Raw genomic sequence first — 14,999 nt, forward strand, 5'->3', positions numbered from 1 at the left:
TGCTCAGCCGAACCGGCCACGCAGCTCGCGTTTGAGGAGTTTGCCGGAAGCGTTGCGCGGCAAGGCATCCACCAGGTGCACCCGCTTCGGTACCTTGTACCCCGGCAGGCTCGCGCGGGCGTGCTCGAGCAGCGCCGCCTCGTCCACCGCGGAGTCCGTTCCGGACTGCACGACCACGATGGCGGTCACCGCCTCGATCCACCGCTCGTCCGGGGTCGCGATCACCGCGACCTCGGCGACGGCCGGATGGGTGTACAGGGCGTCCTCGACCTCGCGGGAGGCCACGAGCACCCCGCCGGTGTTGATGACGTCCTTGATCCGGTCCACCACATAGAGGTAGCCGTCCTCGTCGGCCCGTACCAGGTCCCCGGAGTGGAACCAGCCGTCCCGGAAGGCCTCTTCGGTCTCCTCGGGTTTGTCCCAGTATCCGGTGCACAGTTGCGGGGAGCGATAGACCACTTCCCCGGACTCGCCCGGGGCCACATCCGCGCCCTGTTCGTCGACCACCCGTGCCTCGACGAACAGGGCGGGCTTGCCCGCGGAATCCTGGCGCCGGTCGTGTTCCTCCGGGCGCAGGATCGCGGCGATCGGGCCGATCTCGCTCTGGCCAAAACAGTTGTAGAAGCCCAGTTCGGGCAGGCGTTCACGGAGCCTGCTCAGCACCGGTCCGGGCATGATGGAGGCGCCGTAGTAGGCCTTGCGCAGGCTGGACAGATCGCGGGTGGCGAACTCGGGGTGGTTGGCGATGGGTACCCAGACCGTGGGTGCGGTGAAGAAGGCGCGGTGCCCGTCCCGTTCGATGCGGGCGAGGATGTCGCCGGGATCCGGGGTTTCCACGATGGTGTTGCGCGCCCCGGCCATCAGGGAGGGCAGCAGGAAGCAGTGCATCTGGGCGCTGTGATACAGCGGCATCACGTGCAGCGGTTCGTCCCCGGCCGCGATGTCCAGCCCGGAAAGGCAGGACACGTACTCGTGCACCAGGGCACGGTGGGTCATCATCGCGCCCTTGGGGGTGGACGTGGTCCCGGAGGTATAGAGCAGCTGCACGAGATCGGTGTCCGCGCGCGGCACCTCGAGTTCCGGGACCCCGTCGCCGAGCGCACTCTCCAGCAGCGATCCCTCCCGGTCCCGTAGTGGAATCCAGTCCAGCTCGCCGAGCTGCCCGGCCAGTCCCGGATCGGCGAGCGCCGTCCTGCTTCCGGACTGCTCGAGCAGGTAGCGCAGCCCGTCCCCGGTGAGGCTGTTGTTGATCGGCACGTGCACCAGTCCGGCACGGGCGCAGGCGAGGAACCCGATCAGGTAGGCATCGGAATTCTTGCCGTAGGCGGCGATCCGGTCCCCGTGTTCGGCGCCGTGCTCGAGCAGCCGCGCGGCCGCCCTGGTCACGGCCCTGTCGAGTTCGGCGTAGGTCCAGGACCGGTCGGCGAACCGCAGGGCGCACCGCTCGGGATGGCGTGCGGCCGAGCGGCGGAGCACATCGTCGACGGTGCTCGAACGCGGATCGATCATGGCCTTGGCTCCTTTGCCGTGCTCGTCGGGTCCGCCGGAATCCTACGCAGAGCAGGCAGGTGGACACCACGGGAACTCCTGCCCGAAATGTAACGTTGTCCCTGCACCTCGCCCACGTTGCGCGTACCGACCCCGAGGAGCCACCGATGTCGTTCGTCAACAAGATCGCCAAGCTGGCCGCGAGCCCGCAGGGGCGCCGCCTGCTCAACCAGGCCAAGGAGATGGCCAACGATCCCAAGCGCCGTCAGCAGGCCAAGGATGCCGTGGAGAAGGTGCGCGGCAAGGCCGAGGAGTACACCCGGCGCAACCGCGGCAGCGGCCACTAGCGGCCCACCCGCTCAGCCGAACCGCAGTTCCGCCGCGTGCACGTGGTGGAAGTGGAAGAGCATGTCGTAGGACCGGCCGAGCGGGACCTGGAGTTCCCCGGCGTGCGGCGCTCCCGGGTCGAATCCGCCCCCGATGTTGCGGGTCGGGCGCGCCGTCCGCAGCCATCCGGCCGCCTCCGCGGGCAGCGTCCGCAGATCGAGGAAGTAGTCCTTGCCCGCGACCTTGTCCAGGGTGTACTCGTTCTGCTCCGCGCGCGGGGCGCCGAGGGTGAACGACCGGTACTTCTCGTCCGGCCCCTTGGCGTTGAACGAGCCGTCGTAGAAGCTGAAACCCACCGTGCGGAAGGCGGGGCCGAGCCGCTCGCGCAGGCGCGCGCTCGCCGGTTCCGGGGCCAGCTCCGGATCGATGGGCACATAGCTCGCGTGCGCCACCATGTTCGACACCATGATCCGGCCGGGCCGATGCCGGTACCACCACTCGGTGTTCTCGGCCATGACCTGGTCGCGATAGCGCCCGGCCTCGGTGCGCCCTCGCGCGGTGCTCGTGTCGAAGGCGTACTCCCGGAAACTCTGCGCGAGCGCGTTCGCGTGCTGCACCGCCCAGTCGAACTCCCCGCGCGCATCCCCGGGACCGGCCGCGCGCAGCAGGTTCACCACCGCCTTCGCCCGCGCGGCCAGTGCCTCCCGCTCGGGAAGGGATTTGCCGGTCTGGATGGCCATGTACTCGTTCAGGCTCATCCCCGGCGCCGGGGCCATTCCCGCGTACAGGTGCTCGACCGCCTCCCGTAGCTCCGGATGCCGGGCCGCGACGTATCCGGTGACCTTCTCGAACAGCACGGGCCCAGGGAAGGACAGATCGTTGCCCATGAACCGCAGTTTGTGGGCGTGTGTGCGGTTGTACGCGCGCATCCAGTGCAGCAGGTCCAGGAACTCCCGGTTGTCGAAGACCTGATAGAAGGCGTCGAACTCGGCGGACATGATCGCGCCCGGATCCCCGATGCCGCGCAGCACGTAGTCGTTGAGCCGCACCCCGGTGCTCCAGCTCATCTCCCGGGCGAAGGTGTCGAATCCCTTGTGGGTGGCGAGATAGCGGAACAGCCGGTGCTGCATGGTGACGAACTCGCGTGAGCTGTGCGTGGCCTCGCCGACGCTGACCACCGAGGCCGAGCCGACGGCCCGGCCGAAGGGCCGCAGATCGCCGAGCGCGCCGCCCGGTTCCGCGGTGCGCACCGGGTGGGCCGCCCGGTCGAAGGCGGGCACGGGATCCTCGACGGCGGCGAGCGCGGGGCCGCCGGCGGCCAGACCGGCCAGGAGGAGGGAAACTGTCAGGAGGCTTCGCATCCGCACGGGGCATCACCACTTCTGCCGGAGAGCATTCACCGAGGAGTCGGCACCATCAGATAACCACCACAGTTGTAGTACCATGACTGTGGTGGTTGCAAGAACGGAGGTCACATGTCACACAATCCGGGGAGGCGCCGGTTGCTCGGCGACTCGGCGATCCAGGTGCTCGCGCGCGAGGGGGTGCGCGGCCTGACCTTTCGCGCGGTGGACACCGAGGCACAGGTACCGACCGGGACGGCGCACAACTACTTCGCCGACCGGGACGCGCTGGTGGAGTTCACCGCCACCCGGATCCGGGACCGGCTCGCCGTCGAGCAACCCGGGGAACGCCCCGGTCTGACCGCGCGCATGCGGGCCCAGTTCGAGAACTTCACGGACAACCGGGAGTGTTATCTCGCGCTGCTGGAACTGCGCCTCGAAGCGACCCGGCGCCCGGCCATCCGGGAGGTCCTCGGCCAGGTGGTGCGCGCCGAACTGGACACCCGCGCCGGGGAACACGCCGACTCCGCCATGCCGGGCGGCGGCACCGAGGCGACCCTGCTCTACCTGGCCATGCTCGGTCTGGCCGTCGAGCATCTCACCCTGCCGGACACGCTCGCGGGCCACGACATCGACCAGCTGCTCGCGACACTGGCCGACCGGATCGCCACCGAACACCCGGACACCGCGCCGAATTGCTGACTCGGGACACCGCTATCCCCTAGGCTCGCCGGCAGTTCGCTTCGAGCACAGGGCGCGGGCGGACGCAGGGGCGAGTCAAGGCCGAGGGAGGCAACGATGCCCGATCTGTTCCGGCTGGGCGGGAAGACCGCACTGGTGACCGGTGGGGCGCGGGGAATCGGCGAGGCCATCGTCACCGCGCTGCTCGACGCTGGTGCCCGGGTCTTCATCGGGGACATCGATCCGGTGGCGGGCACCGTGACCGCGCAGCGCCTCGGCACCGGATTCGTGGCCCTGGATGTCACCGATTCGGCGAGCGTGGACGCGGCCGTTGCGCAGGTCGTCGCCGAGGCGGGCGCACTGGACATCGCGGTGAACAACGCGGGCATCGTGGCGAACAAACCGAGCGAGGAACTCAGCGACGCCGACTGGCGCAGCGTGCTCTCGGTGAACCTGGACGGGGTGTTCTACTGCTGCCGCGCCGAGGGCAGGCACATGCTCGAACGCGGTTCCGGCTGCATCATCAACACCGGCTCGATGAGCGGGCACATCGCCAATCATCCGCAGCCGCAGTCCGCGTACAACTCCGCGAAGGCCGGGGTCATCCACCTGACGAAGTCACTGGCCGGGGAATGGGCCGACCGCGGGGTCCGGGTCAACTCCATCTCCCCCGGCTACGTGGGCACCGAACTGACCAAGCGCGGAATGTCCAACGAGACCTGGCGAACCACCTGGCTGGACTCCACCCCGATGGGCCGGGTGGGCGAACCGCACGAGATCGCGCCCGCGGTGGTCTTCCTCGCCTCGGCGGCGAGCAGTTTCTGCACCGGGACCGATCTCGTCGTGGACGGCGGCTACACCGTCTGGTGAGCCTCCTCGAGCAGGAAGGTCCCGCCCGCGGCCTCGGCTAGTTCGGGCCCGAACAGCGCGCCGGGGGTGTGCGCACCCGGCCGGCCCTTGCCTTCGGCGAGCCGGTACGCGACCTCGGCGGCCACACTGGTCGTGTATCCCATGCCCTCACCGGTGCGCAGCCAGCCCTGCCGCGTCTCGCCGTCCGGCCAGGAAACCCTGGCGTGCGCCCAGGAGTACTCGCTGCCACCAGTGGATTCGGGTACCCGCATCCGGGCGATCCCCCGTTTGGCGAACCGGCCGATCGCGGAAACCGACAGCAGCGCGCCGAGTACCGGGAACACCGCACGAGCCACGGCCCCGGACGGCAGTTCACCGGAACCCGCCACCACGAACGGCGCCCCGCTCGCCCGGCGGGCCGCCTCCAGTTCCCCGGAGGGGCCCGCGGCCATCCGCGCGGTCCTGCCGTCGGGCAGGGACAGCGTTTCGGCTTCGGAACCGATCGCGGCCCGGACCAGTTTCCCGTCCGCGTACCGGCGCCCGCCCTTGACGATCCCCTCGACCAGGGTCGAGGCCAGCGCCTCACCGACCGCGGCCGCGCCGTCGGAGCCGATCGCGGCGACCCGGTTCACCCGGACCCGTCGCGGTGCCGGTTTCCCCGCGCACAGTTTCAATACGACGCTCTCGGTCCCGAGCACACCGAACCCCGCCCCGGGCACCGCGGTGCTGCCCGCGGCGGCGAGCTGCTCATGCCTGGCGGAAAGCGCGCCGAGCGTGGACAGGTCGTTGGACAGGTCGGTGTAGTGCGTCCCCGGCGGAAGGGCACGCAGGATCGGGGGCGCCGTCTCGCTGAATGGGCCGACGGTGTTCACCACCACGGCCGGTGCGTGCTCGGCGATCCGCGCACCGACCGCTTCGGGCGAGTCGGCCACCACGATCCGCGGTGCCCCGCCGATCTCCCCGGCCACCGCGCGCAGCCGCTCCGCATTGCGGCCGAGCAGACCGAGCGGCGCACCCCGCTCGGCGAGCTTCGCGGCGATCGCCCGGCCACAGCGCCCGGTCGCTCCGTTGATCCAGATCTCGTCCATACCGACCCCTCAGCCGAAGTAGTGCCCGGCTTCCAGGTCGGCGATCAGGCCGACCTGTTCCGGATGCCAGTCGAGCAGTTTCTCGGTCTGCGCGGCCGAGGCCGGGGCGTCCAGCGTGAAGATGGCCCCGATGAATCCGATGGCCTCGATGACCTCCTGCGCGGAAACCGAGCTCACCGGGAGTTCCAGGTGCCTGCCGATCACCTCGGCGATCTCCCGGACCGGGACCCCCTCGTCGCCGATAGCGTGCAGCCGGGACCCGGCCGGTGCCGATTCCACGGCGAGCCGGAACAGCCGGGCCGCGTCCAGCCGGTGCACCGAGCACCAGCGGTTGGTGCCCTGCTCCGGGTACACCACGGCGCCGCGCTTGCGGGCGGTCTGGATCAGCTGCGGGACGAAGCCCTTGTCCCCTTCGCCGTGCACCGAGGGCGGCAGCCGCACCGCCGAGGCCCGGACCCCGCGTTCGGCGAGCGACAGCACCGACTCGGAGTGCCGCGGCGAGTCTGGGGCGACCACGTCCTCCTCGGTGGCGATGCGTCCCGGGGCGAGGCCACCGAGCCCCGAGGCGGCGACGAACGGCCGCCCGGTCCCGGCGAGCGTCTCACCGATCGCCGCGATCGCCGCGCGGTCCAGTTCCGCGGCGGCCGCGAAATCGTCGAAGTCGTCGTGCTTGAACGCGCAGTGGATCACGCCATCGGCCGCGGCGGCGCCCGCGCGCAGGCTGTCCAGGTCCTGCAGGTTGCCGCGCTGCACCTCGGCACCGGCGGCGGTGAGCGCGGCGGCGGAGGCGTCCGAACGGGCGAGGCCGAGTACCTGATGGCCGGCCCCGAGCAGCTCGCGGACCACGGCACTGCCGACGAATCCGGTCGCTCCGGTCACGAAAACACGCATGAACTACTCCTCGAGTCAGAACGAGTGGTTACCTCTCCGACTCTGCGGGCCGATCCCCGGTCCGGTCCAATGAAACCTGCGTAATACGCAATACGATTTCCGTATCACTGCTGCTCAGTGAACCTATGCCTAAGATGTGCGCACCTCGGAAGAGTTACACTCGAGGTATGCCGGATTCCGTATCACCGCCCGTCGACCTGGATCTGCGACTGGTCTGGTGTTTCACCGTGGTCGCCGAGCACGGGCACTTCGGTCGCGCCGCCGAGGTCCTGCACACCACGCAACCCTCGCTGAGCAGGCAGATCCGGCGACTGGAGAACCAGCTCGGCGCCCGGCTGATCGATCGCGGCCCGCAGGGCAGCAAGCTCACCGAGGCGGGCGAGGTTTTCCTGCCACTGGCCAGGAAACTGCTGCGCACCGCGAACCAGGCCAAGGCACGGACCCAGGCGGCGGCCCGGCCGAGCAGGCTCACCATCGGCTACATCGCCGGGGTGATCGTCACTCCCGTGGTGCGCGAGCTGCGCAACCGGCATCCGGACGCCGAGGTGAACGCGACCCACCTGCGCTGGGAGGAACCGCGCACCGCCCTACTCGAACACCGGGTGGACGCGGCCGTGACCCGGCTGCCCTTCCCCACCTCGGGCCTGGACGTGACCGTGCTCTACGACGAGCCGAGGGCGCTGATGGTGCCGCGCGAGCATCGGTTCGCCGGCAAGGAGTCCGTCACGCTCGCCGATATCGCGGACGAACCGATGCTCCGGCTGCGCAACGCATCCCAGGAATGGCAGGCATTCTGGCGCGCCGAACCGCGCCCGGACGGCCGCCCGGTCCCCGATGGCCCGTCCATCGACGCCATCGAGGACAAGTTCGAGCACATCGCCGCGGGTGAGGCCGTCGCGATCGTGCCCGCCGACCTCGGTTTCGCCGGCCTGCGCCCGGATGTGACCGCGGTGCTGATCGAGGACATCGAACCCAGCCACGTCGTGCTCGCCACCCGGAGCGGGGACGGCAACCGGCTGCTCCCCGCGCTGGAGAAGTGCGTCCGGGCACATCTGACCGGACCGGTGCACGCCGCCCGGTGACCGCTATCCGGCCGGTTCCCGTTGTTCGCCGCGCACGTGCGCGCGGACTCCGTGCATGCCGAACAGGATGAGCAGCTCGACCGCCCCGCCGTCGGCGCTGCCCAGCCAGTGCGGCGCGGAGGTGTCGAACTCGGCGGCCTCACCGGTCGGCAGGATCAGATCCCGCTCACCGGCCACCAGCCGCAGCCGCCCGCTCAGTACGTAGAGCCATTCGAAGCCGTCGTGGGTCTGCGGCGCCGGCTCGAGCGGCTCCACCGGTGCCGGGATGATCATCTTGAACGCGTGCACCCCGCCCGGTCGCCGGGAAAGCGGCACGAAGGTCATGCCGAACCGGTGGATCGGCTTGAGGTGGATCCGCGGATCGCCGGTGCGCGGGGCGCCGGCGAGATCGTCCAGCGGAACCTCGTAGACCCGGGCCAGTACGAGCAGCAGTTCCAGGGTCGCCCGGCGCTGGCCGCTCTCCAACCGGGACAGCGTGCTCTCCGAGACGCCGGTTGCCGCCGCGAGCCCGGCGAGCGTGATGCCCCGTTCGCGGCGCAGCGCCCGAAGGCGCGGCCCCACCCCGTCGAGCACATCCTCGATTCCCGGATCCATCCGGTCATCTTGCCGGAACCGCAAGATCGCGTGCCATCCCGCGGCGCGCCCGGCAAGACTGAGCGCATCCAGGACCACCCACCGAGGAGGACCCGCCGTGTCGACCACACGCCGCAGGGACACCCCACCGCCCAGGACCGGGAACAGCGAAACCGAGACGCTGCGCGGATTTCTCGACTATCTCCGGACCTCGATCGCCACGAAACTCGACGGCGCGCCCGAACCGCAGGTGCGCGAGGCGGCGGTCCCCTCCGGGACGAACCTGCTCGGCCTGCTCAACCACCTGACCTTCGTGGAGCGCGCGATCTTCCTCGGCGAGGAGGTCACCGACTGGCAGTCGACGTTCCGGGCCGCGCCGGGGGACGGTGTGGCCGAAGTCCTCGCCCGCTACCGGGAAGCGGTCGCCGAGGCGAACACGGTGCTCGACGGGTGCCCCGATCCCGGCGCGCCGGTACCCCGGCCCCGGACCGCTCGCCCGGCCCCGAGCGTGCGCTGGGCGCTGGCGCACATGATCGAGGAGACCGGAAGGCACGCGGGGCACGCCGACATTCTCCGTGAGCTGATCGACGGCCGGACCGGGCGCTGAACCCGGATCGTCTTGACGGGATGCCGCGCACCCGATTATGTTCGCATACAGCACATGTGTTCACTATGCGAACGGAGGCGGGCGGATGGCGAGGCTGCTTCGGCTCGACGAGGCGATCGCGGAGCTCGTGGGCGATGGGGACGTCGTCGCACTCGAGGGGTTCACGCACCTGATCCCGGTCGCCGCGGGGCACGAGATCATCCGGGCCCGCAAGCGCGATCTCACCCTGTGCCGGATGACCCCGGACATCGTCTACGACCAGCTCATCGGCGCCGGTTGCGCGCGCAAGCTGGTGTTCTCCTGGGGCGGCAATCCGGGAGTCGGCTCGCTGCACCGGTTCCGGGACGCGGTCCAGCACGACTGGCCGGTGCCACTGGAGATCGAGGAACACAGCCACGCGGGAATGGCCAACCGCTATGTGGCGGGCGCCTCCGGACTGCCGTTCGCCGTGCTGCGCGGTTATCTGGGCACCGACCTGCCCGCGCAGACCTCGAACATCAGGACGATCGAGTGCCCGTTCACCGGTGAGCGGCTGGCCGCGGTGCCCGCGCTGAACCCGGATGTGGGAATCGTGCACGCCCAGCGCGCCGACCGGGCGGGCAATGTGCAGCTGTGGGGTATCACCGGGGTGCAGAAGGAAACCGTGCTCGCCTCGGCCCGATCCCTGGTCACCGTGGAGGAGATCGTGGACGAGCTCGAACCGGTGCCCGGGGCGATCGTGCTGCCCGGCTGGGCGGTCACCGCGGTCGCGCAGGTTCCCGGCGGTTCGCATCCTTCCTACGCGCAGGGGTATTCGGAGCGGGACAACACCGCGTATCAGCAGTGGGACCCGATCGGCCGGGACCGGGAGCGGTTCACCGAATGGCTGCGCACCAGCGTGTTCGAGGAGGCAGGCGCATGACTTACACGAGCGACGAGATGATGACCGTCGCCGCCGCCCGCGCGCTGCGCGATGGGAGCGCCTGCTTCGTCGGGATCGGACAACCCAGTGCCGCGGCCAATCTGGCCCGCCGCACCCACGCGCCGGATCTCGTGCTCATCTACGAATCCGGCACCCTCGGCGCGAAACCGGATCGGCTTCCACTGTCCATCGGGGACGGAATCCTCGCCGAGACCGCGGACGCCGTGGTCTCGGTCCCGGAGATCTTCAACTACTGGCTGCAGCCCGGCCGCATCGACGTGGGCTTCCTCGGCGGGGCGCAGATCGACCGGTTCGGCAACATCAACACCACGGTGATCGGGGACTACGCGGAGCCGAAGGTGCGGCTGCCCGGTGCGGGCGGGGCACCGGAGATCGCCACCTCCTGCCGCGAGGTGTTCGTGGTGATGCGGCACAGTCCGCGGGCCTTCGTCGCCGAGGTCGATTTCGTGACCTCGCTCGGCTACGGCCGCGACGGAAAACAGCGGGATGCCTTGCGCCCCTTGGGAAAGGGACCGACCAGGGTGATGACCGACCTCGGCGTGCTCGAACCCGATCCGGACACCCGCGAGCTCACCCTGACCGCGCTCAACCCAGGGGTCGAGGTCGAGCAGGTGCGCGCGGCGACCGGCTGGGAACTGCGGCTCGCCGAGGAGATCACCGTGCAGGACCCGCCCACCGAGACCGAACTGAGCACCCTGCGGGCACTGAAGGAGGCGTCATGACCGAGGTGTTCGTGCTGGACGCGGTGCGCACCCCGTTCGGCCGCTACGGCAAGGGACTCGCCGAGGTGCGCCCGGACGATCTGGCCGCGCACGTGGTCCGCGCCATCGTGGATCGCCGTACCGGGCTCGATCCCGCGGCGATCGAGGATGTGTACTTCGGCGATGCCAACGGCGCCGGGGAGGACAACCGCAATGTGGCGCGGATGGCGGTGCTGCTCGCCGGGCTCCCGACCTCAATCCCCGGTGCCACGGTGAACCGGCTGTGCGGTTCCGGGCTGGAGGCGGCGATCGCCGCGAGCCGGGCGGTGCGCTCTGGGGACGCCGAGCTGCTGCTGGCCGGTGGGGTCGAGTCGATGAGCCGCGCCCCGTGGGTGCTGCCCAAACCCGAGAACGGGTACCCGCGCGGGCACGAGACCCTGCACTCCACCACGCTCGGCTGGCGCATGGTCAACCCGGCCATGCCCGGACAGTGGACCGTGGCACTCGGTGAGGGCGCGGAAATCCTCGCCGACCGCTACGGCATCACCCGCGAACAGCAGGACGCCTTCGCCGCGCGCAGCCACGCACGCGCGGCCGCGGCGAGCGAGGCCGGTGAGTTCGACGCCGAACTGGTCCCCGTTCCCGGTACCGAACTGAGCCACGACGAGGGAATCCGCGCCGATTCCACCGCGGAGAAGCTCGCCGGGCTCAAACCCGTGTTCCGTGCCGGGGGCACCGTCACCGCGGGCAACGCCTCCCCGCTCAACGACGGCGCGGCCGCCCTGCTGATCGCCGGGGAACGCACCGCGGCCGAACTCGGCACCGAACCCTTGGCCCGCGTGGTGTCCTGCGCGTCCTCCGGGGTGGATCCGCACCTGTTCGGGATCGGCCCGGTCGAGGCCGCCCGCACCGCGCTGCGCCGCGCCGGAATCGGCTGGGCGGACCTGTCCGCGGTGGAACTCAACGAGGCCTTCGCCGCACAGTCGCTCGCCTGCCTCGCGGAATGGCCGGAACTGGATCCCGAGATCGTCAACCCCGCCGGGGGCGCGATCGCCATCGGGCACCCGCTCGGCGCCTCCGGAGCCCGTATCCTCGGCACCCTCGCGCACCGGCTGCACCGCGCGGGCGGTGGCTGGGGCCTTGCCGCCATCTGCATCGGTGTCGGCCAGGGCCTCGCGGTGGTGCTCAGGACGGACTGAACCGCCGCCTAGGATGCCGGTCATGGACACCACGAGCGCGTCTGGGAGCTCTCGTCCGTCGCGAGCGGGACTGTGCCCCTGCGGGACGCCCGCGTCCGAGGCAGTGGATGAGCCGCAAGGCGGAGGATCGAGCCACAGCGGGGTTCCGCGGTGATTGACGACAACGCCGCGGATCGCCGCGCTGGCACGCGGCGGCACGCCGCCGACGTCGCAGCGAAGCAGGACACGGAACTCCCGGATGTGCTCGCCAGTGCCGGCTATGTGCAGTCGCTCGCGCGCGGGCTCTCGGTGATCACCGCGTTCGGCGCCGAGCACCCGGAGATGACCCTCGCCGAGGTGGCCCGTGCGACCGGACTGTCCAGGGCCGCCGCGCGGCGGGTGCTGCACACCCTGGTGCAGCTCGGCTACGTGAGTACCGAGGGGAAAACCTTCGCGCTCACCCCGCGGGTGCTGGAGCTCGGATTCTCCTACCTGTCCAGTATCGAACTCCCCGAGCTCGCCCAGCCGCATCTGGAACGGCTCGCCGCGCAGGTGCACGAGTCCGCCTCCGTCTCGGTGCTCGACGGGGAGGAGATCGTCTACGTGGCCCGGGTGCCGACCAGCCGGATCATGACCGTCTCCATCAGCATCGGCACCCGGTTCCCCGCATACGCCACCTCCATGGGACACGTGCTGCTCGCCGGGCTCACCGCTCCGGAACGCGAGGACTACCTGCGGCGGCTGCACCCGGAACCACTGGGCCCGGGCACTGTGGCCTCCGCCGGAGAGTTGCGCGCCGAACTGGACACCGTGGCCGGACAGGGCTGGGCCATCGTGGACCAGGAGCTGGAGGCCGGGCTGCGCTCGATCGCCGCGCCGATCCGGGACCGCGAGGGCCGCACCGTGGCCGCGGTGAACATCTCCACCCACGCCAGCCGGGTCACCGTGGAACACCTGCGCCGCGAGCTGCTCCCCCGGCTGCTGGACACGGCCCGCGCGATCGAGGCGGATCTGCGTCACCACTGAGACGCCACCAAGGTGCGGGTGTCCCCCTGGGCCACCCGCACCTTCCGGCTCCCTAGGAAACGTCCTCACATGGCTTGCCGTCGCTGACCGGGCCGCCGGAGGTCGTGTTCCAGAACTCCACGCAGACCTGGCCCGCTCCGTAGGAGTACTGGATGGCGGTCCCGTTCGCCGCACCGAGCGGCCACTGCTTCTCCGGGCTCACGAAGTTCAGGTTCGGCCCGACGATGGTGAAATACCCCTTGACGGTGCCACCACCGACGGCGTTGTCGATATAGCCGAACACCTGATAGCCGCCCGCCCCGCCCTTGACGTTGATGCAGGCCCCGTGGTTGCAGCCTTCCGCATCGGCGCTGGCGACCCCGACCCCGCCGGCCAGCGAGAGGGCCGCGGCCATGGACAGCACCGTGACGGTCTTCTTAGCACGCATGATCGATCTCCCGGCTTATTTGATGTACAGGAAGGAATAGATGAGGTTGTCGTTGTGCAGCTGGGCCAGGCAGACCCAGTCCGCCCATTGCCCTTCCGCTTTCCCCTGTTCCCCGGTTTTCTCGCAGGACGTGATGACCGGCGATCCCTGTGGCCCGTTCCAGCACGACCCTCCCCAGTGGAAGCCGGGCTCCGGGGATGGGGGAACGGGATTGCAGTTCAGCGCCGCCGCCCTCGGCTCGGCCGTGGGCACCGCACGGGACTCCGCGCCCTGTGCGTGCGCCGCCCCGGCGGTCAGTCCGGCGATCAGCAACGCCGCGGCGCCGCCGAACAATGTCTTCCTCATGTCTGTGCTGTACCTCCGCTTTCCTGTCCGATCGGACAGACGGAAGTCAACGGGGTCCCGAGGCCGGGAACAAGACATTTCGATGATCACCGAAGTACGGCTCTACCTGGACGCGGGAGCCCCGGACGTCGAGGAAAGCGAACGGTCACCGGTGACCGCGACGCGTGGCCCCGCCGATTCGCGGATGAACCGGGCCACCGTCACCAGCGTGATCACCGCGGCGAACATGATGTAGTACGCCGGGGCGAGGCGGTATCCGGTCAGCGAGATGAGCCAGGTCGCGATGTAGGGCGCGGTACCACCGAACAGCGAGACCGCGATGTTGTACGGGATGGCGATCGCCCCGGATCGGATGCGCGGCGGGAACAGTTCGGCCATGGTCGCGCTGACCGCACCGTCATAGGCGGCCATCAGCAGCCCGAGCACCACCATGCCGAGCACCGCGAGCACCGTGCTGCCCAGGGACATCAACAACAGCGCGGGCCAGGTCAGCAGGACGAACCCGGCGGTACCCGCGAGCAGCAGCGGTTTGCGCCCGATGCGATCGGAGAGCGCGCCCGCCGCGGGCACGGCGACGGCGACGACGGTGAGGCACACCGTGGCCGCGATGAACGACTGGATCTTGGTGAAGTGCAGCGTGGTCTGCAGATAGCTCGGCATGAACGTCTGCAGGGTCCAGTGCGCGACCCCCTTGATCACGATCAGCCCGGCGAGCGCGAGCATGGCGCGAGCTCCGGTGCGCAGGGTCTCGCGCATCGGTGATTCGGTGACCTCACCGGCATTTTCCAGCGCCCGGAATTCCGGGGTGTCCTGGAGTTTGAGCCGCAGGTACAGCCCGGAGAGCCCCAGTGGCAGCGCGAGCAGGAACGGCAGCCGCCAGCCCCAGTCGGTCATGCTCGCGTCTCCGAGTGTCGCGGTGAGCAACAGGGCGAGCCCCGAACCGACCACGAACGCGGCGAAGCCGAAGGTGTCGCCGAAACTGGAGTAGAACCCGCGGCGCTTTCTCGGTGCGTACTCGAAAAGCAGGGTGACCACGCTGGAGGTCTCCCCGCCCGCACCGAATCCCTGCACCAGCCGGGCGAGCACCAGCAGCAGCGGGGCGAAGGCTCCCGCGGCGGCATAGGTCGGCAGCACTCCGATCGCGAAGGTGGAAAGCGAGGTGGTGAGCACTACGATCGCGAGCACCTTCTGCCGTCCGATCCGGTCGGCGAGCGGCCCGAAGAACAATCCGCCGAGCGGGCGGATCACGAACCCCGCGGCGAACACCGCGAACGTGGAGAGCAGCGCCGCGGTGGGGTCCCCGGAGGCGAAGAAGTTCGCCGCGATGACGGTGGACAGGGTTCCGTAGATACCCATGTCGAACCACTCGACGAAATGGCCGATACCCGCGGCGATGAGGACCTTGGAGCCGGGGGTGGCCTTGGCGGGCGCACCGGTTCCCGGCGCGGTTTCCGGTTCTGACATGACGACC

The 14,999-nt window shown here is 70.1% G+C and carries 17 protein-coding genes; 9 read left to right on the plus strand and 8 right to left on the minus strand.

The window, feature by feature from the left end; translation table 11 throughout:
- Positions 1–3: 3 nt before the first annotated feature.
- Complete coding sequence (locus AD72_RS05280) at positions 4–1,509, minus strand: acyl-CoA synthetase (RefSeq protein ID WP_031465253.1); 1,506 nt, start codon at positions 1,507–1,509, stop codon at positions 4–6.
- 146 nt (positions 1,510–1,655) lie between these two features.
- Between AD72_RS05280 and AD72_RS05285 the strand changes: the two genes are divergently transcribed.
- Positions 1,656–1,835 (plus strand): hypothetical protein, encoded by a 180-nt coding sequence (locus AD72_RS05285; RefSeq protein ID WP_031465254.1) that lies wholly within the window; start codon positions 1,656–1,658, stop codon positions 1,833–1,835.
- Positions 1,836–1,847: 12 nt separating this feature from the next.
- Here the strand turns inward: AD72_RS05285 and AD72_RS05290 are convergent, their stop codons facing one another.
- A complete protein-coding gene (locus AD72_RS05290; RefSeq protein WP_051897965.1) occupies positions 1,848–3,176 on the minus strand; it encodes an erythromycin esterase family protein in 1,329 nt (442 codons plus the stop codon).
- Positions 3,177–3,290: 114 nt separating this feature from the next.
- Between AD72_RS05290 and AD72_RS05295 the strand changes: the two genes are divergently transcribed.
- Positions 3,291–3,860: a TetR/AcrR family transcriptional regulator gene (locus tag AD72_RS05295; protein WP_037344901.1), complete on the plus strand. Its 570-nt coding sequence runs from the start codon at positions 3,291–3,293 to the stop codon at positions 3,858–3,860.
- Between the two features lie 96 nt (positions 3,861–3,956).
- A complete protein-coding gene (locus AD72_RS05300) occupies positions 3,957–4,709 on the plus strand; it encodes an SDR family NAD(P)-dependent oxidoreductase (RefSeq protein WP_031465257.1) in 753 nt (250 codons plus the stop codon).
- Here AD72_RS05300 and AD72_RS05305 read toward each other — a convergent pair.
- A complete protein-coding gene (locus AD72_RS05305) occupies positions 4,694–5,776 on the minus strand; it encodes a saccharopine dehydrogenase family protein (RefSeq protein WP_031465258.1) in 1,083 nt (360 codons plus the stop codon). The two genes, AD72_RS05300 and AD72_RS05305, sit on opposite strands and share 16 nt — an antisense overlap.
- A 9-nt stretch (positions 5,777–5,785) precedes the next feature.
- Positions 5,786–6,667 carry an SDR family oxidoreductase gene (locus AD72_RS05310; protein WP_031465259.1) on the minus strand — a complete coding sequence of 294 codons (882 nt, stop codon included), beginning with the start codon at positions 6,665–6,667 and terminating at the stop codon, positions 5,786–5,788.
- Positions 6,668–6,834: 167 nt separating this feature from the next.
- Between AD72_RS05310 and AD72_RS05315 the strand changes: the two genes are divergently transcribed.
- Entirely contained in the window at positions 6,835–7,749 is a 915-nt protein-coding gene (locus AD72_RS05315; protein ID WP_031465260.1) for a LysR family transcriptional regulator, read from the plus strand.
- A gap of 3 nt (positions 7,750–7,752) precedes the next feature.
- Here AD72_RS05315 and AD72_RS05320 read toward each other — a convergent pair whose 3' ends face one another.
- A complete protein-coding gene (locus AD72_RS05320; RefSeq protein ID WP_031465261.1) occupies positions 7,753–8,343 on the minus strand; it encodes a helix-turn-helix domain-containing protein in 591 nt (196 codons plus the stop codon).
- A 97-nt stretch (positions 8,344–8,440) separates the two neighbouring features.
- Between AD72_RS05320 and AD72_RS05325 the strand changes: the two genes are divergently transcribed.
- The 5 genes from AD72_RS05325 (at position 8,441) to AD72_RS05345 (ending at position 12,756) form a co-directional block, all read left to right on the plus strand.
- Positions 8,441–8,929, plus strand: a complete 489-nt coding sequence (locus tag AD72_RS05325; RefSeq protein WP_031465262.1) for a DinB family protein — start codon at positions 8,441–8,443, stop codon at positions 8,927–8,929.
- A gap of 85 nt (positions 8,930–9,014) precedes the next feature.
- Entirely contained in the window at positions 9,015–9,830 is an 816-nt protein-coding gene (locus tag AD72_RS05330; RefSeq protein ID WP_031465263.1) for a CoA transferase subunit A, read from the plus strand.
- Positions 9,827–10,573, plus strand: a complete 747-nt coding sequence (locus tag AD72_RS05335) for a CoA-transferase subunit beta (protein ID WP_031465264.1) — start codon at positions 9,827–9,829, stop codon at positions 10,571–10,573. The genes AD72_RS05330 and AD72_RS05335 overlap by 4 nt, the downstream gene beginning before the upstream one ends.
- The gene (locus tag AD72_RS05340; RefSeq protein WP_031465265.1) at positions 10,570–11,751 is read left to right on the plus strand and encodes a thiolase family protein; all 1,182 of its coding nucleotides are present in this window, start codon (positions 10,570–10,572) and stop codon (positions 11,749–11,751) included. The genes AD72_RS05335 and AD72_RS05340 overlap by 4 nt, the downstream gene beginning before the upstream one ends.
- 240 nt (positions 11,752–11,991) lie before the next feature.
- The gene (locus tag AD72_RS05345) at positions 11,992–12,756 is read left to right on the plus strand and encodes an IclR family transcriptional regulator domain-containing protein (RefSeq protein WP_031465266.1); all 765 of its coding nucleotides are present in this window, start codon (positions 11,992–11,994) and stop codon (positions 12,754–12,756) included.
- A 52-nt stretch (positions 12,757–12,808) separates the two neighbouring features.
- Here the strand turns inward: AD72_RS05345 and AD72_RS05350 are convergent, their stop codons facing one another.
- From AD72_RS05350 to AD72_RS05360, 3 genes are all read right to left on the minus strand, one after another.
- A complete protein-coding gene (locus AD72_RS05350; protein WP_156365054.1) occupies positions 12,809–13,183 on the minus strand; it encodes a hypothetical protein in 375 nt (124 codons plus the stop codon).
- Positions 13,184–13,198: 15 nt separating this feature from the next.
- Complete coding sequence (locus tag AD72_RS05355) at positions 13,199–13,528, minus strand: hypothetical protein (protein ID WP_031465268.1); 330 nt, start codon at positions 13,526–13,528, stop codon at positions 13,199–13,201.
- A gap of 102 nt (positions 13,529–13,630) precedes the next feature.
- On the minus strand, positions 13,631–14,992 hold the full coding sequence (locus tag AD72_RS05360; RefSeq protein WP_051897967.1) for an MFS transporter: 1,362 nt from the start codon (positions 14,990–14,992) through the stop codon (positions 13,631–13,633).
- Positions 14,993–14,999: the final 7 nt, after the last annotated feature.

The organism is Sciscionella sediminilitoris, from assembly GCF_000737195.2.
GTDB classification, from domain to species: domain Bacteria; phylum Actinomycetota; class Actinomycetes; order Mycobacteriales; family Pseudonocardiaceae; genus Sciscionella; species Sciscionella sediminilitoris.